The following is a 21032-nucleotide window of genomic DNA, read 5'->3' as shown; positions in this document are numbered from 1 at the left end:
CTCAAACAAAAACCCGCGGGATCGCTCCGCGGGTTTTTTCTTGAATCAGTGGCTTTGCCTCAGCCGTGCGCGAGCACGGCCAGCAGCAGAAGCGCCACGATGTTGGTGATCTTGATTGCCGGGTTGACCGCCGGGCCGGCGGTGTCCTTGTAGGGATCGCCAACCGTGTCGCCGGTGACCGAAGCCTTGTGCGCTTCGGACCCCTTGAGGTGCTTGACGCCGTCCTTGTCGACAAAACCGTCCTCGAACGACTTCTTGGCATTGTCCCAGGCGCCGCCGCCCGAAGTCATCGAGATGGCGACGAACAGGCCGTTGACGATGACGCCGAGCAACGAGGCGCCGAGTGCCGCAAAGGCGGACGCCTTGGAGCCCGAGATCAGCTGCACGCCGAAATAGACGACGAGCGGCGCCAGCACCGGCAGCAGCGAGGGGATGATCATTTCCCGGATCGCCGCCTTGGTCAGAAGGTCGACGGCGCGCGCATAGTTTGGCTTGGAGGTGCCGGCCATGATGCCCGGATCCTCGCGGAACTGCTTGCGCACTTCCTCGACGATGGCGCCGGCCGCACGGCCGACGGCCGTCATGGCGATGCCGCCGAACAGATACGGGATCAGACCGCCGAAGATCAGGCCGGCGACGACGTAGGGATTGGAGAGGTCGAAGGAGACATCGCCCATGCCCTGGAAGTACGGATATTTGTCGCCATTGGCGGCAAAGAACTTCAAATCGTTCGAATAGGCCGCAAACAGCACCAGCGCGCCGAGGCCGGCCGAACCGATGGCATAGCCCTTGGTCACCGCCTTGGTGGTGTTGCCGACCGCGTCGAGCGCGTCGGTGGAGTGGCGCACTTCCTTGGGCAGGCCGGCCATTTCGGCAATGCCGCCGGCATTGTCGGTGACCGGGCCGAAGGCGTCGAGGGCGACGATCATGCCGGCAAGGCCGAGCATGGTGGTGACCGCGATCGCCGTGCCGAACAGGCCGGCGAGCTGGTAGGTCGAGATGATGCCGCCGACGATGACGATTGCCGGCAGTGCGGTCGATTCGAGCGACACCGCAAGTCCCTGGATGACGTTGGTGCCGTGACCGGTCACCGAGGCCTGGGCGATGGAGTTCACCGGGCGCTTGTTGGTGCCGGTATAGTATTCGGTGATCACCACGATAAGACCGGTCACAACGAGACCGATCAGGCCGCAGATGAACAGGTTCTTGCCGATGATGGTCATGCCGGCGACGGTGCCGACCTCGCCCCAGCCGACGGTTGCCGAGGTAGCGACACCGAGACCGACGATCGACAGCAGGCCGGTGACGATCAGGCCTTTGTAGAGGGCGCCCATGATCGAGCCGTTGGAACCGAGCTTGACGAAGAAGGTGCCGACGATCGAGGTCAGGATACAGGCGCCGCAGATGGCGAGCGGATAGAGCATCGCCGCACCCAGAGCGGCGGTTCCGCCGAAGAAGATGGCAGCCAGCACCATGGTGGCAACGACGGTCACCGCATAGGTCTCGAAGAGGTCGGCGGCCATGCCGGCGCAATCACCGACATTATCGCCGACATTGTCGGCGATGGTGGCCGGGTTGCGCGGATCGTCTTCGGGAATACCGGCTTCGACCTTGCCCACGAGATCGCCGCCGACGTCGGCGCCCTTGGTGAAGATGCCGCCGCCCAGACGGGCGAAGATCGAGATCAGCGAAGCGCCGAAGCCGAGCGAAACCAGCGCATCGATGACGATGCGGTCATTGGGCTGCAGGCCCATCGGGCCGGTCAGAATATAGTAGTAAATCGACACGCCGAGCAGCGCCAGGCCAGCCACCAGCATACCGGTGATGGCGCCCGACTTGAAGGCGATGTCGAGACCGGCGGCGAGGCTGTTGGACGCCGCCTGCGCGGTGCGCACATTGGCGCGCACCGAGACGTGCATGCCGATGAAACCGGCGGCGCCCGAAAGCACGGCGCCGATCAGGAAGCCGACCGCGGCGGTGATCGAAAGCAGCCACCAGGCGAGCACGAGCACGACCACGCCGACGATGGCGATGGTGGTGTACTGGCGCGCCAGATAGGCCTGCGCGCCTTCGCGGATGGCGGCGGAGATTTCCTGCATGCGTGCATTGCCCTGATCGGCTGCAAGAACCGATCGTGTCGCCCAGATGGCGTAAAGGATTGAAAGCAAGCCGCAGGCGATGACGGCAGAAATGATGGTCATTGCCGAATTTTCCTCGATTGATGGCCCAAAAGAACCCCTCCCTGGGCCGTTGGTGCGGGGAGCGGATAAAGCCTAGGCGGAATCCGTCCTTCGCAGCGGTGTATGCGAAACAGGGCTCGGAACGTCAAGATATTGTTCGGTTTTTGCCCCGCTTTCAGCCAAAAGGTTTAGGCCACAACATTCCCATTGCCGATGCCCTGATATTAGATCGATTGAAATGACGCCGCGTCAGTCAATGCTTTGCCCGCAGTCCAGCGAACGTCAGTCGCCAGTCTCCTGCCCCATCTTGCGCGCCGTGTAGCGCTCGATGGCGGACAGCCCGTCATAGATCAGCACCGCCAGCGCCGCGACGATCAGGCCGCCTTGCAGGACGAAGGCGAGATTGCTGGACAGCAGGCCGGCGATGATCACCTCGCCCAGCGTCTTGGCGGCAACCGTCGAGCCGATCGTCGCCGTGGCCAGGCTGATCACCACCGACAGCCTTATGCCGCCCAGAATGATCGGCGCGCTCAGCGGCAATTCGACCTTGACCAGTCTTTGCCAGCCCGTCATGCCGGCGCCGCGCGCGGCCTCCATGATGTTGCCCGGCAGCGTCGTGAGGCCGGTCAGCGCGTTCTCGAAGATCGGCAGCAGGCCGTAGAGAAACAGCGCAATCAGCGTCGGCTTCTCGCCGAAACCGACGGCGGGCACCGCCAGCGCCAGCACCGCCACCGGCGGAAAGGTCTGGCCGATATTGACCAGACTGCGCGACAGCGGCAGGAATTCGGCGCCCGCCGGCCTGGTCACCAGGATGGCAAGCGCCACGGCAACGATGGTTGCGGCGACGGTAGCGATCAGCACGGTCCTGAGATGCACCAGGGTCAGCGTCAGCAGGCTGCCCTGATTGTAGATCGCCGGCGCATTGTTTTCGGTCAGCGGCTTCAACAGCGGCTCGAACCAGCCGGGATTGGTGACGAAGGCTATGAGAAGCACCACCAGGGCAAGCCTGAGCAGCGAAGGCAGCCAGGCTTTTAGACCGGCCCCTTTCATGCCGGTCTCGCCGCGCGCTTCACCAGCCCGTCGACGGTGACGCGGCCGAGAGGCTTGCCGTCTTCGCCCTTGACCGGCAGCGCCGGCCGGCCCGACCACAGAAGCTCGGCCAGCGCGTCGCGCTGGCTGGCGTCGCCTGGGATCGCCTCGCCTTCGGCAGTCCCCTTTTCCACGGCGTCGCGCACGCGGCCGAGCGACAAGAGCCGGAACGGCTTTTCGCTGGCGCCGACCAGGGTTTCGACGAAGGCGTTCGCCGGCCGCGCCAGGATCTCTTCCGGCTTGGCGTATTGCACCAGCTTTCCGGCATCCATGACGGCGATCTTGTCGCCCATGTGGACCGCCTCCTCCATGTCGTGGGTAACGAGGATGATGGTGGTGCCGAAGCGCTTCTGGATTGCCAGCAGGTCCTCCTGCGCCTTGGTGCGGATGATCGGGTCGAGTGCGCCGAACGGTTCGTCCATCAGAAGCACATTGGGCTCGGCGGCGAGCGCGCGGGCGACGCCGACACGCTGCTGTTGCCCGCCGGACAGTTCGTGCGGGTAGCGCGGGCCATAGGCCTCGGGGTCGAGCTGGTAGAGTGTCATCAACTCATCGACGCGGGCCTTGATGCGGTCCTTGTCCCAGCCCAGCAGGACCGGCACGGTGGCGATGTTCTGCGCAACGGTGCGGTGCGGGAACAGGCCGTGGCCCTGGATAGCGTAGCCGATGCTGCGGCGCAGCTCGTAGCCGGGCAGCGTGCGGTTGTCGTTGCCGTCGAGCTTGATGACGCCGGCGGTCGGCTCGACCAGCCGGTTGATCATTCGCAGCAGCGTCGTCTTGCCGGAACCGGAGGTACCGACAATGACGCAAACCGTACGCGGCTCGACGACCATGGACACGTCGTCGACCACGGTCGTCGCGTCATAGCGCTTGGTAATGCCTTCGATCTCGATCATGCCGTTTCAACCCTGCGCCTGGTGGCGGTCATTTCGATCACTGCGTCGAGGATGATGGCCGCGGCGAAGGCCAGCGCCACCGTCGGCACGGCGCCGAGCAGCACCAGGTCCATTGCGGTCTGGCCGACGCCCTGGAAGACGAAGACGCCAAAGCCGCCGCCGCCGATCAGTGCGGCGATGGTGGCCAGGCCGATGTTCTGCACCAGCACGATGCGGATGCCGGTGAGGATCACCGGAAAGGCCAACGGAAACTCGACGCCGAACAGGCGCTGGCCATTGGTCATGCCCATGCCGCGCGCTGCATCATTGGCCGCGCGGGGTACGCCGGCAAGCCCGACCACGGTGTTGGCCACCACCGGCAGCAGCGAATAGAGGAACAAAGCCACGAAGGCGGGCGCGGTGCCGATGCCTCTGATACCGAGCGCTGCGGCACCCGGAACATGCGCGGCGACCCAGCCCAGCGGCGCGATCAGCAGGCCGAACAGCGCGATCGAGGGTATGGTCTGGACGATGTTGAGCACATTGAGCACGCCGGCCCGCAACCGTTCGACGCGGTGGCACAGGATGCCGAGCGGCAGGCCGACGATCACCGCCGCCGCCAGCGACCCCAGCGCCAGTGTGATGTGCTTGGAGCCTTCCGCCCAGAAACTATCGGCGCGGTTTGCATATTCCTTGAGGATCGACAGGCTGTCCCACTGCCCCGATATCAGCAACAAGCCGATGGCCAGCGCCGCGAGGACGAGCACGCCGATGCGGGCCGGTGGCGACAGGTTGAGCCTGGTCAGCACGTCGGCGAGCAACAATGTGAAGGCAAAGATCAACAGCCAGAAGCCGGAACCCGGCGAGATGCGGGCGAAGGTGTTGCCGGCCGGCGTCAGGAAGGTGCCGGCGACACCGATCAGGATGGCAAGGGCGGCGAGCGCCACGACGCTTGCGGCCAGGCGCAGGCCAAGCGGGGTTTTCAGCAAGGCAACAATTGCGGCCACGACGACGACTGCCAGCAGCAGCGGCCCGATCGTTGCGGGCAACGCCTCCAGCATCGAGCGCGCCTGACCGGGGACGATACGATTGGCGCGGAAGGTGGCGAACGGGGCCAGAAACGCCGCATAGGCAACGATCGCCGCGATAACCATGCCGAGCTTGTCGAAACGCAGGGTCATGGATGCCCCTCATGAGGAGCGATTTTCCACGTTGCGCAGACTACGCTGGTGATCGGCGAAAGCCGACGCGAAATCCGATCTCCCCCTTTGCGGGGGAGATGGCCGGCAGGCCAGAGGGGGGTGTGAAGGATCGCCAGCTTTCGAGCGTCGGCCTGTTCAGAAGCAACCCTGTCGAGGCACGCACCTGCTACCGGTTGTGAGGTCGGCGGGACAGCACCCCCCTCTGTCCTGCCGGACATCTCCCCCGCAAGGGGGGAGATCAGCAGCTTCCAGAGAGGGGTGTCTCGCACCAGCGTCACGATCAGCTATGCGCTGACTACTTCAAAAACCCGTTCTTCTTCAAAAAGTCCTCGGCGACACCCTTGACCGGCTCGCCGCCGACTTGGACGCGGCCGTTGAGTTCCTGGAGCGTGACGAGGTCGAGCTTGGCGAACACCGGCTTCAACAGCGTCTCGATCTCCGGATGCTCTTTCAGCACCGCTTCGCGGATGATCGGCGCCGGCTGGTAGACCGGCTGCACGCCCTTGTCGTCGGCGAGCACGACCAGGCCGGACGGCGCGATGCCGCCGTCGGTGCCGTAGACCATGGCGGCGTTGGCGCCGTTGGTCTGGTTGGCGGCAGCACCGATTGTCGCGGCGGTGTCGCCGCCCGAAAGCGTGATCAACTGCTCCGGCTTCAGCGTGAAGCCGTAAGTGGTCTGGAACGCCGGCAGGGCTGCCGCCGAATTGACGAACTCAGCCGACGCCGCCAAAACCACCGTGCCGCCGCCGGCGACGTATTTGCCGAAGTCGGTCAGGGTCGCCAGCTTGTTGGTCTCGGCAACCTCCTTGCGCAGCGCGATCGCCCAGGTGTTGTTGGCCGGTGACGGCGACAGCCAGACGATCTTGTTGGCGTCATAGTCGAGCTTCTTGGCGGTCTCATAGGCCTTGGCGGCATCCTTCCAGACCGGATCGTCGGCCTTCTCGAAGAAGAAAGCGGCATTGCCGGTGTACTCGGGATAGATGTCGATCTCGCCGGCAGTGATCGCCTTGCGTACCACCGGCGTGCCGCCGAGCTGGATGCGGTCGGTGGTCTTGATGTTGTTGGCGTTGAGCACAAGCTGGATGATGTTGCCGAGCACGCCGCCCTCGGTGTCGATCTTCGAGGAGACGACCACCTGGGCATTGGCGGAGGCGGCCGTGATGCCGAGCGCCAACGCCGCGCCGGCCAGAATCTTGACTGAAAACATTGTGAAAACCCCTTGCTTTGGACCGAAACGCGGTGGCCGCATATGAGCATGGCTTCAACGCCCCGTCGGGGCACACGGTTTCATAACAATGGGTACAGACGCAATAATTTTGTGCGGTCGCCGCGATTTCGGCCGCCGCCATGCTGACACGTCGTGCCAAGCCAAAGATAGAACCGGATCAGGCGCGGGCTTTGCGCGATCCGGTCAGTTTGAGCGCGCCAAGGGCGACGAAGCAGAGGGCGACGACCGGGAAAACCAGCCAGTTCAGCATCTCCCAGCCCCACGCATTGTAGATGGCGCCCGACATTAGCGAGGCGAAGGCGACGGAGCCGAACAGGACGAAGTCGTGGAAGCCCTGCACCTTGCTCTTTTCGGACGGATGGTAGCTGTCGGCGACCATGGAGGTGGCGCCGATGAAGGCAGAATTCCAGCCGAGGCCAAGCAGGATCAGCGCCGTCCAGAACTGCCACAAATGCAGGCCGGACAATGCCACCGCGGCGCAGCCGATGAGCAGGACCAGGCCGGTTGCGACGATGCGTTCGGCGCCGAAGCGATGGATCAGCGATCCGGTGAAGAAGCTCGGCGCAAACATCGCCATCACATGCCAGGAAATGCCGAGCGTGGCGTCGTCCGTCGACAGGCCGCAGCCGACCATGGCCAGCGGCGCGCCGGTCATGACGAAACTCATCAGCGCATAGCTGCCGACGGCGCAAAACAGTGCCGCGACGAAACGCGGCCGGGTGACGATCTCGGACAGCGGCCGGGCGTCGCTTGACGCGACTTCCGCGTGGCCGGGAGCCTTGGCCGGGATGCGCAGGAATGACAGGATGATGGCGCCGGCCGCCGCCAGAACCGGAATGGCCACGAACGAGCCGGCAAACATCACCGGCGCCAGCAATTCGCGGGTGAAGATGACGATCTGCGGCCCGAGAATCGCGGTGATGACGCCGCCGGCCAGCACGAAGGAAATGGCGCGCGCCTTGAATTCGGGCGGAGCATTATCGGCGGCGGCGAAGCGGAACTGCTGGACGAAGGCGCCGCCGACGCCGATCACCAGCAGGGCGAAAGCGAACAGCCAGAAGCTGGCGTGGAACAGTGCCAGCGTGGAGATGACGCCGCCAAGCGCGGTCACGATGGTGCCGGTCATGAAGCCGCCGCGCTGGCCGAGCCAGCGGATGATGGCCGCGGCCGGCAACGCGCCGAGCGCCACGCCGATGTTGAAGCCGGTGATTGGCGCCGTTGCCAGCGACTTATCGGGGCCAAGCAGATATTGCCCGGCCAGCCCGCCCATGGAAATGGCAATCGGCGCGGCCGAACCGATAATCGCCTGCGACGTCGCCAGAATGATCGCCGTGCGGCGCGCTTCCCTTGCTGCGCCGGCGACGGTGCCGGTCACAATGCGTCCTTGCCGCGCCCCTCGCCCCGCACCCGGCGCGACACACGGTCGAGCACGGCGTTGGTCAGCTTCGGCTCGTCTTCCTCGTAGAAGGCCTTGGCGATGTCGACATATTCCGAAACGATGACGGCCACCGGCACGTCGTCGCGCTTCATCAGTTCGTAGACGCCGGCGCGCAGGATGGCGCGCAATGTCGAATCGAGTCTGGACAGCGGCCAGTCTTCCGTCAGCGCCTGGCGTATGATCGGATCGATGGTCGTCTGGTTCTCGACGACGCCGGCCAGGATGGCGCGGAACCACTGCGCGTCGGCCTCGCGATAAAGCGCGCCGTCGACTTCCTTGCCGAGCCGGAACGCCTCGTATTCGGCGGTGATCTCGAAGACGCCGCTGCCGGCCACGTCCATCTGGTAAAGCGCCTGCACGGCGGCCAGACGGGCGGCGCCACGCTTGTTGGCGTGGCGTATCGCGGGCTGGCCGGGCGAAGCGGGTTCGCTCACGATTGCGCTCCCAGCTTCTCCTTGAGCGCGATCATGGTCAGCGCCGCGCGCGCGGCAAAGCCGCCCTTGTCGCCCTCCGAGCGCTTGGCGCGCGTCCAGGCCTGCGCGTCGTTCTCGGTGGTCAGGATGCCGTTGCCGATCGCAATCGCTTCCTGCACCGAGAGATCCATCAGCGCGCGGCTCGATTCATTGGCGACGATGTCGAAATGATAAGTGTCGCCGCGGATGATGGTGCCGAGCGCGACAAAACCATCATAGTCCTTGCCGCCCTCGCCCATGCCGTCGAGCGCAAAAGTGATCACGGCTGGAACTTCCAGCGAACCGGGAACGGTGACGACGTCATAGGTCGCGCCGGCTTCGTCGAGCGCGCTCGTCGCGCCGTCGAGTAGCGCGTCGGCAAGATCGTCATGAAAGCGCGCCTCGATAATCAGAAGGTGGGCCTTCTTCTTCGGGCGAATGAACGCTTTGCCGTGTTGGGATGTGCCTGCCATGAATGTCTCCGGGGGTAGCCGGTGACTTAGGCCGAAGCGGTCACATTCGCAAGCTTTGTCCGACGCTCAGGCCCGGTCTAATTTCCCAGGGGGGCTCAAAGCCCCTCTTTCACCGCCTCGACCAGTCGCGCGGCGTAGCGGGCCATGGTGTCGATCTCCAGGTTGACCTTGTCGCCCACCTTGCGCTCGCCCCAAGTCGTCACGGTCAGCGAATGATGGATCAACAGCACGTCGAAACGGGCGCCTTCGACCTTGTTGACGGTAAGCGAGGTGCCGTCGAGTGCGACGGAGCCTTTTGGGGCAATGAATTTTGCCAGTTCGCGCGGCGCCTCCAGCGTGAAGCGAACGGCATCGCCTTCATCCTTCCGCTCGGCGATTTCGGCCATGCCATCGACATGACCCGACACGATGTGGCCGCCGAGTTCGTCGCCGATCTTCAGTGCCCGCTCGAGATTGACCTTGGTGCCTGATTTCCAGCCCGACGCCGTGGTCAGCCTCAGTGCCTCTTCCCAGGCTTCGACCTCGAACCAGCGGGCGTTCGAGCCGCCATCTGGCAGCGCCGTCACCGTCAGGCAGACGCCGCCGCAGGAGATCGAGGCACCGATGGCGATCGTCGCGGGGTCATAGGCGGTGTCGATGCGCAGGCCGACGCCTTCGCTCAGCGGCTTGACGGCCGCGACGGTGCCGATATCGGTGACAATTCCAGTGAACATTTCAGATATCTCTCACCCATTCGGCATAGCTGTCTTCCCCGAAGCGCATCTCGCGCAATTTGCGGAAGCCTGCCGGGATATGGTTGGCGTCGATGGGCGATGCAATGCCGCCCTCGCCGATCGCTTCCGGTCCCTGGAACAGCACGATGCGGTCGACCAGTCCTTCGGCGAGGAAGGCGCTGGCCACCTTGGCGCCGCCTTCGACCAGAACGCTGGCCATGCCGAGCGCGCCGAGATCCTCGAGCAGTTCCGGCAAGGCAATGCCGCCTTCATGGGTTTCGGTGCCGATGAAGCGCACGCCGGCACGCTCCAGCACCGACCGCCGTAGCGGATCAGCCTCCAGGCTCGCGGTGATATAGAGCGGCACCCGGTCGATGCCGGAGACCAGCTTCGAGGCTTCGGGCAGCCTGATCTGGCGGTCGAGCACGATGCGCGCCGGCGAGCGGTTCTCCAGCCCCGGCAGCCGCACGGTGAGCGCGGGATCATCCTCCAGCGCCGTGCCGATGCCGACCAGTATGCCATCGGCTTCGGCGCGCATCAGATAAACTTCGCGGCGGGCGATATCGCCGGTGATCGCGACCTGGCCGGCGCCATGCCTGCCGATCTTGCCGTCGCTGGAAAGCGCAAGCTTCAGAGTCACTTCCGGACGCTTTTTCATGGATCGAATCAAATAGCCGGCCATCTGCTCGGCGGCTTCCTCGACCAGCACCTTTTCGACCACTTCGATGCCGGCGGCGCGCAGGATGGCATAGCCTTTGCCGGAGACGCGCGGATCGGGATCGCTGGCGGCGCCCACCACCCGCGCCACTCCGGCATTGACCAGCGCGTTGGCGCAAGGCGGGGTGCGGCCATGGTGGGCGCAGGGCTCCAGCGTGACATAGGCCGTGGCGCCGCGCGCCAACTCGCCGGCTTCAGTCAGCGCCTCGGTCTCGGCATGCGGCCGGCCGCCAACGGCGGTGACCCCTGTGCCGACGATCATCGGGCCGGCGCCATCGTCGCGAACGATGATGGTGCCGACCGAAGGGTTGGTCGAGGTGCGGCCGGCATTTCTGCGCGAGAGCCTCAGCGCTGCGGCCATGAAGCGGCGATCGAGGGCCTGCTGATCGGCCTTCCCTGACGTTTGGCTTGCCATGCTCAGCCGGCGTCCTCTTCGCTCTTCAGCTCGTCGCCTTTGAGTTCGTCACCTTTGAGCTCACCCAGCACATCGTGAAAATCCTTGGCCTCACGGAAATTGCGATAGACAGAGGCGAAGCGGACATAGGCGACGTCGTCGAGCGACTTCAGCGCTTCCATGACGAGCCGGCCGACCTCGCCCGAGGCGATTTCCGTCTCGCCGGAGCTTTCGAGCTGGCGCACGATGCCGGTGACGGCGCGGTCGATGCGCTCGGGATCGACATTGCGCTTGCGCACCGCGATCTCCACCGAACGCAAGAGCTTGTCGCGGTCGAACGGCACCTTTCTGCCGGACTTCTTGACCACAACGAGATCGCGCAGCTGGACGCGCTCGAAGGTGGTGAAGCGGCCACCGCAATCGGGGCAGACGCGTCGCCGGCGGATCGCCGCGCCATCCTCGGCGGGGCGCGAATCCTTCACCTGCGTATCTTCGGACTGGCAATAGGGACAGCGCATGGAGAGCCTTCGGGTTGGCGATTCGGCGGAACGATAGGCTTAGAGGTTTTTGCCGGGACGGCAAAGGTTCGGCAACGGCCGCTGGCGCCCTCAGAGATAGCGAGGCGGGAGGAAAATTGCCAGCCGCGCCAGATGTCAGGGGGCGACGTCCTTGGTCGGGAAGCCGCAGGACGTTCCGAGGTTGCGGTAGGCCTTGGTGAAGCCATCCATCGGGATGCTGGCGACAGCCTGCTTGCCGAACGTCACATCGAGCGAGATGACCTGGCGCATGGCCCGCAACAAAGCGAGACTGGTCTTGGCCTGGTTGTCGACGGTCCAGCTCGGGCGGCCGGCATCATTGGAATAGACGGTCGCGGAAACCTTGACGCCGGGGTCGCCAAAGGTCGCGGCGATCTTCTTGCCGGTCGGCAGCTCCTTGTTGGCGATGGTGAACATGATCGCCGGATAGGCATCGGGCGGCAGGGCGTCGCCAGTCGAGATCGAAAGCGTCAGCGTGCCGGCATTGCCGTTGCCGTCGACAAAGGCTGTCGAGGCCGCACAGGTCTTGTGCGAATCCTGGCCGGTGTCGAGCGCATCGATGATGGTGGTCCACCTGCCAAAGGTGTTGGTGGCCGGGATATCCGTGCCCGGCTGCGTCTGCTCCTGGGCGATCGGGCCTGACGCGGTGAAAGCGGCAAGCAAGCCGAGGAAGGCCAGAACGGCAGGATGGAACATGCGCATCGTCAGATCTCCACAGGCCGCGCCGCCCGGACAGCAAGCGGCGCAGAGCGCGGGATAAAAGACGAAGCGCCGCTGGCGGTCAACCGAGATAGGGATAGAGCGGGAAACGATCGGTCAGCGCCACGACCTTGGCCTTCACGGCTGCTTCCACAGCCGCATTGCCTTCGTCGGAATTGGCGACCTTCAGCCCGTCCAGCACTTCGGCGATCAGCTTGCCGATCTCGCGGAACTCGGCCTGGCCGAAGCCGCGCGTGGTGCCGGCCGGCGTGCCCAGACGCACGCCAGAGGTGACGAAAGGCTTTTCCGGATCGAACGGGATGCCGTTCTTGTTGCAGGTGATGTTGGCGCGGCCGAGCGCTGCCTCGGCGCGCTTGCCGGTGGCGTTCTTGGGCCTGAGATCGACCAGCATCAGATGGTTGTCGGTGCCGCCGGAGACGATGTCGAGGCCGGTTTCCTTGAGGCTCGACGCCAGCGCCTTCGCGTTGGCGGCGACACTCTCGGCATAGAGCTTGAAGCTCGGCTTCAGCGCCTCGCCGAAGGCGACCGCCTTGGCGGCGATGACATGCATCAGCGGGCCGCCCTGCAGGCCGGGGAAAACCGCCGAGTTCATCTTCTTGGCGATGTCCTCGTCATTGCACAGGATCATGCCGCCGCGCGGGCCTCGCAACGATTTGTGCGTGGTCGTGGTCACGACATGGGCGTGCGGCAGCGGTGACGGATGCACGCCGCCGGCAACCAGGCCGGCGATATGGGCCATGTCGACCATCAGATAGGCGCCGACCGCATCGGCGATCTCGCGAAAGCGCTTCCAGTCCCAGATGCGCGAATAGGCGGTGCCGCCGGCCAGGATCAGCTTCGGCTTGGTCTCATGCGCGGTCTTTTCGATCGCATCCATGTCGAGCAGATGGTCGTCCTTGCGCACGCCATAGGAAACGACCTTGAACCATTTGCCGCTCATATTGACGGGCGAGCCGTGCGTCAGGTGGCCGCCGGAGTTCAGGTCGAGGCCCATGAAGGTATCGCCCGGCTGCAGCAGCGCCAGGAAGACCGCCTGGTTCATCTGGCTGCCGGAATTCGGCTGGACATTGGCGAAGTTGCAGCCGAACAGCTTTTTGGCGCGCTCGATGGCGAGTTCCTCGGCGACGTCGACGAACTGGCAGCCGCCATAATAGCGCTTGCCCGGATAACCCTCGGCGTATTTGTTGGTCATGATCGAGCCCTGCGCCTCGAGCACGGCGCGCGAAACGATGTTTTCCGAGGCGATCAGCTCGATCTCGTGACGCTGGCGGCCAAGCTCGTTGCGGATCGAGCCGAAGATCTCCGGATCGGCATCTTCCAGCGTGGTTTCGAAGAAGGATTCGAACTTGTTCGACGCTGCCGCTGCAGTTGCCATGGCCTGAAATCCTTCGGTTCGGGGCATTTATCTATGCATATCGTTGCCCCGAAACCGCTGCACGGTTCCGGGCGACATGCATTGCCGCGCCATTAACACAGTTGTTTTCGCCTCGCCACGTTTGCAGCGCGAAATTTGCTGGCCGGATTGCGCCAGAGCGGCCCTGAACCGCTATTTTCGCTCCTGCCGCCCCTGCAGCAAGGCTTCGGTGAGCGTGATCTCGGTAAACAGCGCCCGCGCCGTATGGTCGTTGATCGCGCCGCTGCTTAACATGTCGCGCACGGCGATGCGCTCGGCCTCGATGCCGGCAAGCCGCATTTCGAGCTCCAGCCGCCCGGCTTCGCGGGTCTCTGCCCGGGCGTCGTCGGCCTCGACCGAAGTGGCGATCCGGCGCCGGTAGCCGGCGACGATGTTTTCGGCGGCGGCAAGCCTGGCGCCGGGCACCTCGCCCTGGTCGTCGTCGCTGGCGCCCGCCATGCTTTCGACGCGGGCGATGGCCGCCTTGGCGGCGCCGATGCGGGCGAGACGCTCCTCGATGGCGCTGCCATCCTCGCCCGGCTCGACCAGCCCGCGCGCTATCTTCGGCAGCGCCACGCTGGCGATGGCGAGCGAACAGATGATGACGCCGGCGGCGAGGAAGATCACCAGGTCGCGCGCGGGAAAAGGCGAGCCGTCCGGCATGGCGAGCGGGAGCGACAGGATGCGGCCAGCGTGATCGCGCCGCGCACGCCCGCCACCGAGCCGGCAAGCCGCACACGCATCCCGAACGGCTCGGCCTTGCGCTTTCCCCATTTTGCCTTGAGGCCTGCCGCGATGTCGCCGACCCAGATCCAGAGGAAGCGCAGCGCGATCAGGCACAGCGTCAGCGCTATCACCGTCGCGACCGGCTGGATGATCGGGTAATGGCCGGTCAGTTCGGGCGGCACGCGGCGAATGATTTCGGGAAGCTGCATGCCGAGCACGATGAACAGCGCGCCATTGTAGACGAAGGACAAGGTCGTCCACAGCGAGATCGTCTGCATGCGCGCCGAGACGCCGAGGAAGCGGAAGACGCCGGAGCCGCCGGTCAAAAGCCCGGCGGTGACCGCCGCCAGAATGCCTGAGGCATGCAGATGTTCGGCGACGAGATAGGCAATGAAGGGCAGCAGGACCATGACCAGAACCTGCGCCTCGGCCGGAACGCCGCCGATGCGATTCAGAAGCTGCAGCAGCCTGGCGGCGATGAACAACGCGGCGATGCCGGCCAGGATGCCGATGGCGACGGCATAGACGAAGGACAGCGATGCATCGGCGAAGGAAAAGCTGCCGGTCACGGCGGCGGCGACGGCGAAGCGGAACATGACCAGGCCCGAGGCGTCGTTGAGCAGCGCCTCGCCTTCCAGAATATGCATCAGCCGCGCCGGCACCAGGCTTCTGTCGACGATCGAGGACACCGCCACGGCGTCGGTCGGGGACAGCACGGCGGCGAGCGCGAAGGCGACGACCAGCGGGATGCTCGGCACCAACCAGTGCAAGGCATAACCGAAGCCGACAATGGTAAAGAAGACCAGCCCGATGGCCAGATCGAGGATCGGTCCGCGCAGCGCGATCAGCTCGCGTTTTGGCGCTCCATAGGCATCGCCGAACAAAAGCGGCGGAATGAACACCAGCAGGAAGAGTTCGGGGTCGATCTCGACATGGATGCCTTTCACCGGCCAGGCGAGCGCGGCGCCGATGGCAATCTGCAGCACCGGCAGCGGCACCCGAACCAACCGCACCAGTGCGCCGGAAAGAGCGACGAAGACCAGCACGGCGAGGATGAAGATTGCGACCTGCATGGCGCGATTCCGGCTGTTTTGAGGACCATGCGCAATTGCCGTTAGTCCGTCCAGATGGGCCTGCGGCGCAACGTCCGGCAGTGTTCATGGCCTGCATGGCTGGCGGCCACCAGTCTTCTTCTGTTGGGATGTCGAACGGAAAAGGCCACCTTGCGGTGGCCTTTCCTGAAGGAGATCAGCAGCTTAGAGCGAAGAGGTGATCTGCAGTTCGCTGGCGCCATCGAGCGCGTAGACGTCGTCGCGGAACTGCACGACGCCCGGACCCGTCGACCAGGCCGACACATAGAGGAAGTGGACCGGAACCGGGTTGACGACCTGCACCGGCGTGTTCTCGCCGGTCTTGATGGTCGCCTCGAAATGCTGGCGGTCCCAGCCGGGTGTGTCGCGCAGGATCCATGTGACGAGGTCGCGCACGTTCTGGACACGCACGCAGCCCGAGGAATCGAAGCGCATCATCTTGCCGAACAGGCTTTGCTGCGGCGTATCGTGCATGTAGACGCCGTCGGGGCTGGGGAAGTTGATCTTGACCGAAGCCATGGCGTTGCCGGAACCCGGATCCTGGCGGAAGCGGTATTTTGCGGCATCATCCGTCGACCAATCGACAGTCATCGGATCGACTTCGCTGCCATCCGGCGCAAACAGGCGGATATGGCTGTCCTTGAGATAGTCGGGGTTCTTCCGCATCAGCGGAATGATGTCCTTGCGCACGATCGAGACCGGCGCGTTCCAGTAAGGATTGACGATGATCTCGTTGATCTTGGAATTGACCACCGGGGTCTGGCGGTCGATCTTGCCGACGATTGCGGTGTGGCGCAGCACGACGCGATCGTTCTCGACCGCCTCGATCTGTGCCGCCGGGATATCGACCAGCACATAACGGCTGCCCAGCGTGCCGGCCTTTTCGCGCAGGCGCTCCAGATTGGTCTGCAGCTGACCGAGGCGGATCTGCGCCGAAACGTTCATCGCGGCATAGGTGTATTTGCCCATGGCGCCGTCGGCCGGCAGGCCATGGCGCGCCTGGAAGCGCTTGACCGCGGCGTCGACGTAGGAATCGAACGACGTCGAAATGCCGGCGCTCTGCGCCAGGTCGCCCGAAACCATCAGCCGCTTGCGCAGCGGCACCACGTCCGGATCGTCGACGCCAAGCTGCAGCTTCTTGGTCGCTGGCACCTCGCCCCAGCCGCCCTGGGCGACGATGTTCTGATACTGCGCCACCGCCTGTTCGGTGAAGGCGACCGTCTGCAGGCTGAAGATCGGCAGCGTCGAGGCGACCTTGCCGCCTTCGGAGGCGCGGGCGTCGAACTGGTCGTCCCAATTGCCACGGTTCGAAGACTTCAGGATATCGTCGATCACATCCTGCGCGCTGGCGGCATTGGCAACCATGGCAACGGCGAGCGCGGAAGCTCCGGAAAGGAAAAAGCGGCGGCTGGTTCTCATGGACGTTCCAGACATTCTTGTCGTGTTTGGCTTGTAGCGTTTGGCTGTTGCAGCGTTCGGCTACGTGCTCGATGTTGGGCGATATCGCCCGCACTCTAAAGTTGGCACTGTTAACAATTAGCCAACCATGACCTGCGTCACCTGGCCGTCAAAAGCGGACGGCGATGCGACCTTACAGGCGCGCGAACAGCTTTCGCCGCCGCATACCCACAGCCCTCGCTTCCACCGCGAATATGGCGGCAACGTGGCTTTGCGCCGAATTGGAAGCGCAGGCGGCTCGAAAAAGAAAAGGCCGGTGCTTTTCGGCACCGGCCTGTTGACTGAGACTTGCCTCCGGCCGCGCTTCTTCCGGCGCAGCTGCTATTCAATGGCCCGCTGATTACATCCGGTAGGCGATGGTGTCGTTCCAGAAGCGGTCGAGGCGCTGCAGCGCGCGGTTCATCTGCTTGAACTCTTCGCTGTTGATGCCGCCGACCTGTTCGATCGAGCCGACATGGCGCTCATAGAGACCGGCGACGACTTCCGCCACTTCATTGCCCTTCGGCGTCAGCGAAACGCGGACCGAACGGCGGTCGATGCGCGAGCGCTGGTGGTTGATGAAGCCGAGATCGACCAGCTTCTTCAGATTGTAGGAGACGTTCGAGCCGAGATAGTAGCCACGCGAGCGCAGCTCGCCGGCGGTCAGTTCGGAATTGCCGATATTGAACAGAAGCAGCGCCTGGATGGCATTGATGTCGGAACGGCCGTTGCGGTCGAACTCGTCCTTGATCACGTCAAGCAGACGGCGATGCAGACGCTCCACCAGCTGCAGCGATTCCATGTAAAGCGAACGGATAGCCTCGCGGCGATCGTCGGATACGTTGGCGGTCTTCGCCGCCGGACGCGAATTGATCATTGTCTTTGCCTCTCGTTTGTCGCCCTGGTGATTTTTTGTTTTTCACCTTGATTGCGACACTATCGAATACTCATAAAATTCGACTTAAACGCTAGGGCTAACAAGAGCTTACCGGTAATAGGTTTCGCAAGACGCTTAACGAACGGTCACCCGAGCAAGGATAATTAACCTAAAGATTTACCCAATGGCTGCGGGGCGGCGTTTCAGGCGCGCGCGGGGCGCTTGCGCATCCAGATAACGGCGCGGAAGGCGATGTAGAGCAGCGCCACCGCGGCATGCGAGAAGACGATCAGCGGCCGGTGGCCGTACAGATCGGGGAAGCCGGCATACATGATGGTCTCGGTCACCGCGCAGATGAACCAGATCACCGGGCCCCACGACGCCAGCATCCAGAGGCCGGCGGCGGCGAAGGGGAAGAACACGGCCAGCATCACCGCCACGACCTGCCAGTGCACCGGCATCAGGTCGAAGCGCCACAGCGGGCCGGGATAAAAGCCGATCAGCCGGATCCAGTACAGGACGCCGAACAGCAGGCAATAGCCCGCTATGACGCGCTGGAACCAGGCGAAGATGATCTCGACACCCGAGGGCTGCAGCACGATGCGCCGCGACGTGACCTCGCTCACAGTTCGAGCTCCCGTTCGAGCGGCGCGAAATAGGCGTCCACCGAAGCAGCGTCGACCTCGGCCAGGCTTGCCGGCCGCCACTGCGGCGTCGAACCCTTGTCGACGAGGACGGCGCGGATGCCTTCATAGAAGTCGTGCCCGGCCAGCATGCGGTTGAGGATGCGGAACTCCATCTTCATGCAGGCTTCCATCGACAGCGTCAGCCCGGCGCTGATCTGGCGCCACGCGACATTGAGGCTGGTCGGCGAGCGGGTGCGGATGGTGGCCAGCGTCTTGGCGGCAAACTCGTCGGCGCCTGCCGCCCGCTCCAGGCTCTCGAGGATTTCGGCGAGCGAGGGTTGGGAAAAATGCCGGGCAATGGCTTCCAGCACCGGCTGGCCGGTCTCCCGCCTGGCCGGCACGAAAAAGCCGCGCAGCACCGATTCCGGATCGCCATTGGCGCAGAGCCGATCGAGAAAGGCAGCCTGGTCGGCGGCCTTGATGGTGTGGGTGGCCAGGCCAGACCACAGCGCATCGCCATAGCGAATGCGGTTGCCGGTCAGCGCCAGATACATGCCGAAGCTGCCGCCAAGGTCGGGCAGAAGATGGCTGCCGCCGACATCGGGGAAGAAACCGATGCCGACTTCGGGCATGGCGAACTGGGCGTTCTCGGTCAGCACACGCTGCGAACCGTGGAAAGAGATGCCGACGCCGCCGCCCATAACGATCCCGTCGATCAGCGCGACATAGGGCTTTTTGTAACTGTTGATGCGGGCGTTGAGCCGGTATTCGTCGGCGAAGAACTCGACCGGCGGCTTTCCGGCGCGGGCCTCGTAGACGTGCATGATGTCGCCGCCGGCGCAAAACGCCCTGCCCTCGGCCTTGACGATGACGACATCGACGCCGGTATCGCGCTCAAAAGCGTCGAGCGCCTTGTCCAGCGCCTTGATCATGCGATGTGTCAGCGCATTGAGCGCCTGCGGCCGCGTCAGCGTGACGACGCCCGCCTTGCCCAACCGTTCGAAGCGGATCTCGTCGCCGCCGCCAAAAACCATCGTCAGAGAATCCCTCCCCGCGCCTGCGGGACTGAAGTGCTAAAGGTGGCGCATGGGTGCGTCAACCGGCGGGCGCGGTTTGGATTTTCGCAAGGGAACGCGACCGTGCTTTGCCCCCGACAGAAATGCGCGCAAAATTGCCGGGCAAAACAGCCTTTCTTCTGATGCAGGGACAAACGCATGACGCTTGAAACCGCAGCGCCGAGCCATGGCTGGGAGATGCCGAAAAAGTTCGACCCGGATGATGTTCTCAGCCGCCCGCTGATGGCCAATCTGGCGACCGTGACGCCTGACGGCGCGCCGCGCAACGCGCCGATGTGGTTCATCTGGGAGGACGCTGCGATCTGGCTGCTCGGCTCGACCGGGGCAAGTGCTGTCAAACACCTCGAACGTGACCCGCTGCGCCGTGGAGATCGTCCATTTCGACAATGAGGCCGGCATCCTGCTGCATCTCGGCCTGCGCGGCGTCGCCACCATCGAAGCGATGGCGCCGAACCGCTTCAAACGGCTGCTGCACAAATATCTCGGCCCGGAGGCGACCTGGAACCGCTGGTTCATCGACAATGTGGCCGACATCGACCATCCGGACGGGCGCCTGATCCGGCTCGCCCCGGAGAGCATCTTCACCAACAATGTGTCGTTCTTCAAAACCGGCCCCGAGCTGGCGTGGCCGCCGAAGCCGTAAGCAGCGCGTTATCGACTGGCACAATCGTGTCGCATTGGTCAGAGGCAAGGCCTCGTGGTAAAAGCCGCCTCGACCCGGAGTTTTTGCGATGAACAAATTCACCCCCGCGACGAGCAACAAATTCGCACCGGCAAAGCCCGCCGGTGCGCGCAGCGTCGACGAGATCACCGGCAGCCGCCGCTTGCGGCGCATGCGCAAGGCCGACTGGTCGCGCCGCCTGGTGCAGGAAAACCGGCTTACCGTGGACGATCTGATCTGGCCGATCTTCGTGATCGACGGCAAGAACACGCGCGAGCCGATCGCCGCCATGCCCGGCGTCTTCCGCCTGTCGCTGGACCTCGCCGTCAAGGAGGCCGAGCGGGCCGCTAAGCTCGGCATTCCGGCGATCGCCACCTTCCCCAATGTTGAACTCAGCCTGCGCGACCAGACGGGATCGCACATCCTCGACCCGGAAAACATCATCAACCGCGCCACCCGCGCCATCAAGGACGCGGTGCCGGAGATCGGCATCATCACCGATGCGGCGCTCGACCCGTTCACCTCGCACGGCCATGACGGCATCTTGCGCGACGGCATCATCGTCAATGACGAGACAGTGGAACAGGTGACCGCCGCGGCCGTCATCCAGGCAGCGGCCGGCGCCGACATCATCGCGCCGTCCGACATGATGGACGGCCGCATCGGCGCCATCCGCGACGCACTCGACGCCAATGGTTTTCAGGATGTGGCGATCATGTCCTATGCGACGAAATTCGCCTCCGCCTTCTACGGCCCCTACCGCGAGGCGGTCGGCACCGCCGGCCTGCTCAAGGGCGACAAGAAGACCTACTATCTCGACCACGCCAATTCCGACGAAGCGGTGCGCGAGGCCGAGCAGGATATCGCCGAGGGCGCCGACATGCTGATGGTCAAGCCCGGCCTGCCCTATCTCGACATCATCCGCCGGCTGAAGGACGAGTTCCAGATGCCGACCTTCGCCTACCAGGTGTCAGGCGAATATTCGATGATCAAGGCGGCGGCCGCCAATGGCTGGATCGACGGCGAAAAGGCAATGCTGGAGAGCCTGCTCGCCTTCAAGCGCGCCGGCTGCGACGGCATCCTGACTTACTTCGCGCCGGAAGTGGCGCAAATGCTGAAGGGATAAAT

The 21032-nt window shown here is 64.4% G+C and carries 21 protein-coding genes and 1 pseudogene; 4 read left to right on the top strand and 18 right to left on the bottom strand.

Features of this window, described 5'->3' with window-relative positions; translation table 11 throughout:
• Positions 1–59: 59 nt before the first annotated feature.
• The 15 genes and pseudogenes from X750_RS149580 to X750_RS149645 form a co-directional block, all read right to left on the bottom strand.
• Complete coding sequence (locus tag X750_RS149580; RefSeq protein WP_023689501.1) at positions 60–2201, bottom strand: sodium-translocating pyrophosphatase; 2142 nt, start codon at positions 2199–2201, stop codon at positions 60–62.
• Positions 2202–2462: 261 nt separating this feature from the next.
• Positions 2463–3230, bottom strand: a complete 768-nt coding sequence (locus tag X750_RS149585) for an ABC transporter permease (RefSeq protein ID WP_023747587.1) — start codon at positions 3228–3230, stop codon at positions 2463–2465.
• Positions 3227–4165 (bottom strand): ABC transporter ATP-binding protein, encoded by a 939-nt coding sequence (locus X750_RS149590; RefSeq protein ID WP_023747586.1) that lies wholly within the window; start codon positions 4163–4165, stop codon positions 3227–3229. The genes X750_RS149585 and X750_RS149590 overlap by 4 nt, the downstream gene beginning before the upstream one ends.
• Positions 4162–5325 (bottom strand): ABC transporter permease, encoded by a 1164-nt coding sequence (locus tag X750_RS149595; protein WP_023747585.1) that lies wholly within the window; start codon positions 5323–5325, stop codon positions 4162–4164. The genes X750_RS149590 and X750_RS149595 overlap by 4 nt, the downstream gene beginning before the upstream one ends.
• Positions 5326–5641: 316 nt before the next feature.
• Complete coding sequence (locus tag X750_RS149600) at positions 5642–6553, bottom strand: ABC transporter substrate-binding protein (RefSeq protein ID WP_023689505.1); 912 nt, start codon at positions 6551–6553, stop codon at positions 5642–5644.
• A gap of 178 nt (positions 6554–6731) precedes the next feature.
• Positions 6732–7949: an MFS transporter gene (locus X750_RS149605; protein ID WP_023747584.1), complete on the bottom strand. Its 1218-nt coding sequence runs from the start codon at positions 7947–7949 to the stop codon at positions 6732–6734.
• A complete protein-coding gene (gene nusB / locus X750_RS149610) occupies positions 7946–8446 on the bottom strand; it encodes a transcription antitermination factor NusB (RefSeq protein WP_023682390.1) in 501 nt (166 codons plus the stop codon). The genes X750_RS149605 and nusB overlap by 4 nt, the downstream gene beginning before the upstream one ends.
• Positions 8443–8937: a 6,7-dimethyl-8-ribityllumazine synthase gene (gene ribH / locus X750_RS149615; protein WP_023727519.1), complete on the bottom strand. Its 495-nt coding sequence runs from the start codon at positions 8935–8937 to the stop codon at positions 8443–8445. The genes nusB and ribH overlap by 4 nt, the downstream gene beginning before the upstream one ends.
• 95 nt (positions 8938–9032) lie before the next feature.
• The gene (locus X750_RS149620; protein ID WP_023727518.1) at positions 9033–9650 is read right to left on the bottom strand and encodes a riboflavin synthase; all 618 of its coding nucleotides are present in this window, start codon (positions 9648–9650) and stop codon (positions 9033–9035) included.
• 1 nt (position 9651) lies between these two features.
• Positions 9652–10782, bottom strand: coding sequence for a bifunctional diaminohydroxyphosphoribosylaminopyrimidine deaminase/5-amino-6-(5-phosphoribosylamino)uracil reductase RibD (ribD, locus tag X750_RS149625; RefSeq protein ID WP_023727517.1), 1131 nt, complete (start codon positions 10780–10782; stop codon positions 9652–9654).
• A gap of 2 nt (positions 10783–10784) precedes the next feature.
• Positions 10785–11279, bottom strand: a complete 495-nt coding sequence (gene nrdR / locus X750_RS149630; protein WP_023669351.1) for a transcriptional regulator NrdR — start codon at positions 11277–11279, stop codon at positions 10785–10787.
• 135 nt (positions 11280–11414) lie between these two features.
• On the bottom strand, positions 11415–11999 hold the full coding sequence (locus tag X750_RS149635; protein WP_023747583.1) for a hypothetical protein: 585 nt from the start codon (positions 11997–11999) through the stop codon (positions 11415–11417).
• Positions 12000–12078: 79 nt separating this feature from the next.
• Complete coding sequence (gene glyA, locus X750_RS149640; RefSeq protein ID WP_023669349.1) at positions 12079–13392, bottom strand: serine hydroxymethyltransferase; 1314 nt, start codon at positions 13390–13392, stop codon at positions 12079–12081.
• 171 nt (positions 13393–13563) lie between these two features.
• Positions 13564–15209: pseudogene (locus X750_RS01000000162960) on the bottom strand (Na+/H+ antiporter).
• A gap of 183 nt (positions 15210–15392) precedes the next feature.
• Positions 15393–16646, bottom strand: coding sequence for a L,D-transpeptidase family protein (locus tag X750_RS149645; protein WP_023682396.1), 1254 nt, complete (start codon positions 16644–16646; stop codon positions 15393–15395).
• A 127-nt stretch (positions 16647–16773) separates the two neighbouring features.
• On the opposite strand from X750_RS149645, the gene X750_RS149650 reads away from it, so the two are divergent.
• A complete protein-coding gene (locus X750_RS149650; RefSeq protein ID WP_023693254.1) occupies positions 16774–17025 on the top strand; it encodes a hypothetical protein in 252 nt (83 codons plus the stop codon).
• Here the strand turns inward: X750_RS149650 and X750_RS149655 are convergent, their stop codons facing one another.
• The 3 genes from X750_RS149655 to X750_RS149665 form a co-directional block, all read right to left on the bottom strand.
• Complete coding sequence (locus tag X750_RS149655) at positions 17026–17541, bottom strand: winged helix DNA-binding protein (protein ID WP_023672997.1); 516 nt, start codon at positions 17539–17541, stop codon at positions 17026–17028. It abuts the gene before it with no gap.
• Positions 17542–17744: 203 nt separating this feature from the next.
• Positions 17745–18167 (bottom strand): DUF6163 family protein, encoded by a 423-nt coding sequence (locus tag X750_RS149660; RefSeq protein ID WP_023697451.1) that lies wholly within the window; start codon positions 18165–18167, stop codon positions 17745–17747.
• The gene (locus tag X750_RS149665) at positions 18164–19201 is read right to left on the bottom strand and encodes an enoyl-CoA hydratase/isomerase family protein (RefSeq protein ID WP_023697452.1); all 1038 of its coding nucleotides are present in this window, start codon (positions 19199–19201) and stop codon (positions 18164–18166) included. Before X750_RS149665 ends, X750_RS149660 begins: the two co-directional genes overlap by 4 nt.
• 180 nt (positions 19202–19381) lie before the next feature.
• On the opposite strand from X750_RS149665, the gene X750_RS1000000166910 reads away from it, so the two are divergent.
• The 3 genes from X750_RS1000000166910 (at position 19382) to hemB (ending at position 21030) form a co-directional block, all read left to right on the top strand.
• Positions 19382–19633, top strand: a complete 252-nt coding sequence (locus X750_RS1000000166910; protein WP_245260289.1) for a pyridoxamine 5'-phosphate oxidase family protein — start codon at positions 19382–19384, stop codon at positions 19631–19633.
• Complete coding sequence (locus tag X750_RS1000000166905; protein ID WP_245260288.1) at positions 19608–19886, top strand: hypothetical protein; 279 nt, start codon at positions 19608–19610, stop codon at positions 19884–19886. The genes X750_RS1000000166910 and X750_RS1000000166905 overlap by 26 nt, the downstream gene beginning before the upstream one ends.
• A gap of 88 nt (positions 19887–19974) precedes the next feature.
• Positions 19975–21030, top strand: a complete 1056-nt coding sequence (gene hemB / locus X750_RS149670; protein WP_023697453.1) for a porphobilinogen synthase — start codon at positions 19975–19977, stop codon at positions 21028–21030.
• Positions 21031–21032 lie beyond the last annotated feature (2 nt).

It is taken from the genome of Mesorhizobium sp. LNJC391B00 (genome assembly GCF_000502535.1).
Taxonomy (GTDB): Bacteria; Pseudomonadota; Alphaproteobacteria; order Rhizobiales; family Rhizobiaceae; genus Mesorhizobium.
Note: the sequence above shows the minus strand (reverse complement) of the source record. Positions and strands in the feature narration are given on the sequence as shown.

What these genes read in the sequence shown, in the direction of transcription:
- X750_RS1000000166910 (WP_245260289.1), top strand. Translation starts at nt 19,382, where the DNA reads ATGACGCTTGAAACCGCAGCGCCGAGCCATGGCTGGGAGATGCCGAAA.
- glyA (WP_023669349.1), bottom strand. Translation starts at nt 13,392, where the DNA reads ATGGCAACTGCAGCGGCAGCGTCGAACAAGTTCGAATCCTTCTTCGAA.
- ribD (WP_023727517.1), bottom strand. Translation starts at nt 10,782, where the DNA reads ATGGCAAGCCAAACGTCAGGGAAGGCCGATCAGCAGGCCCTCGATCGC.
- X750_RS149635 (WP_023747583.1), bottom strand. Translation starts at nt 11,999, where the DNA reads ATGCGCATGTTCCATCCTGCCGTTCTGGCCTTCCTCGGCTTGCTTGCC.
- hemB (WP_023697453.1), top strand. Translation starts at nt 19,975, where the DNA reads ATGAACAAATTCACCCCCGCGACGAGCAACAAATTCGCACCGGCAAAG.
- X750_RS149620 (WP_023727518.1), bottom strand. Translation starts at nt 9,650, where the DNA reads ATGTTCACTGGAATTGTCACCGATATCGGCACCGTCGCGGCCGTCAAG.
- X750_RS149590 (WP_023747586.1), bottom strand. Translation starts at nt 4,165, where the DNA reads ATGATCGAGATCGAAGGCATTACCAAGCGCTATGACGCGACGACCGTG.
- X750_RS149595 (WP_023747585.1), bottom strand. Translation starts at nt 5,325, where the DNA reads ATGACCCTGCGTTTCGACAAGCTCGGCATGGTTATCGCGGCGATCGTT.
- X750_RS149665 (WP_023697452.1), bottom strand. Translation starts at nt 19,201, where the DNA reads ATGGTTTTTGGCGGCGGCGACGAGATCCGCTTCGAACGGTTGGGCAAG.
- X750_RS149655 (WP_023672997.1), bottom strand. Translation starts at nt 17,541, where the DNA reads ATGATCAATTCGCGTCCGGCGGCGAAGACCGCCAACGTATCCGACGAT.
- X750_RS149585 (WP_023747587.1), bottom strand. Translation starts at nt 3,230, where the DNA reads ATGAAAGGGGCCGGTCTAAAAGCCTGGCTGCCTTCGCTGCTCAGGCTT.
- nrdR (WP_023669351.1), bottom strand. Translation starts at nt 11,279, where the DNA reads ATGCGCTGTCCCTATTGCCAGTCCGAAGATACGCAGGTGAAGGATTCG.
- X750_RS149580 (WP_023689501.1), bottom strand. Translation starts at nt 2,201, where the DNA reads ATGACCATCATTTCTGCCGTCATCGCCTGCGGCTTGCTTTCAATCCTT.
- X750_RS149650 (WP_023693254.1), top strand. Translation starts at nt 16,774, where the DNA reads ATGACCTGCGTCACCTGGCCGTCAAAAGCGGACGGCGATGCGACCTTA.
- ribH (WP_023727519.1), bottom strand. Translation starts at nt 8,937, where the DNA reads ATGGCAGGCACATCCCAACACGGCAAAGCGTTCATTCGCCCGAAGAAG.
- X750_RS149645 (WP_023682396.1), bottom strand. Translation starts at nt 16,646, where the DNA reads ATGAGAACCAGCCGCCGCTTTTTCCTTTCCGGAGCTTCCGCGCTCGCC.
- X750_RS149600 (WP_023689505.1), bottom strand. Translation starts at nt 6,553, where the DNA reads ATGTTTTCAGTCAAGATTCTGGCCGGCGCGGCGTTGGCGCTCGGCATC.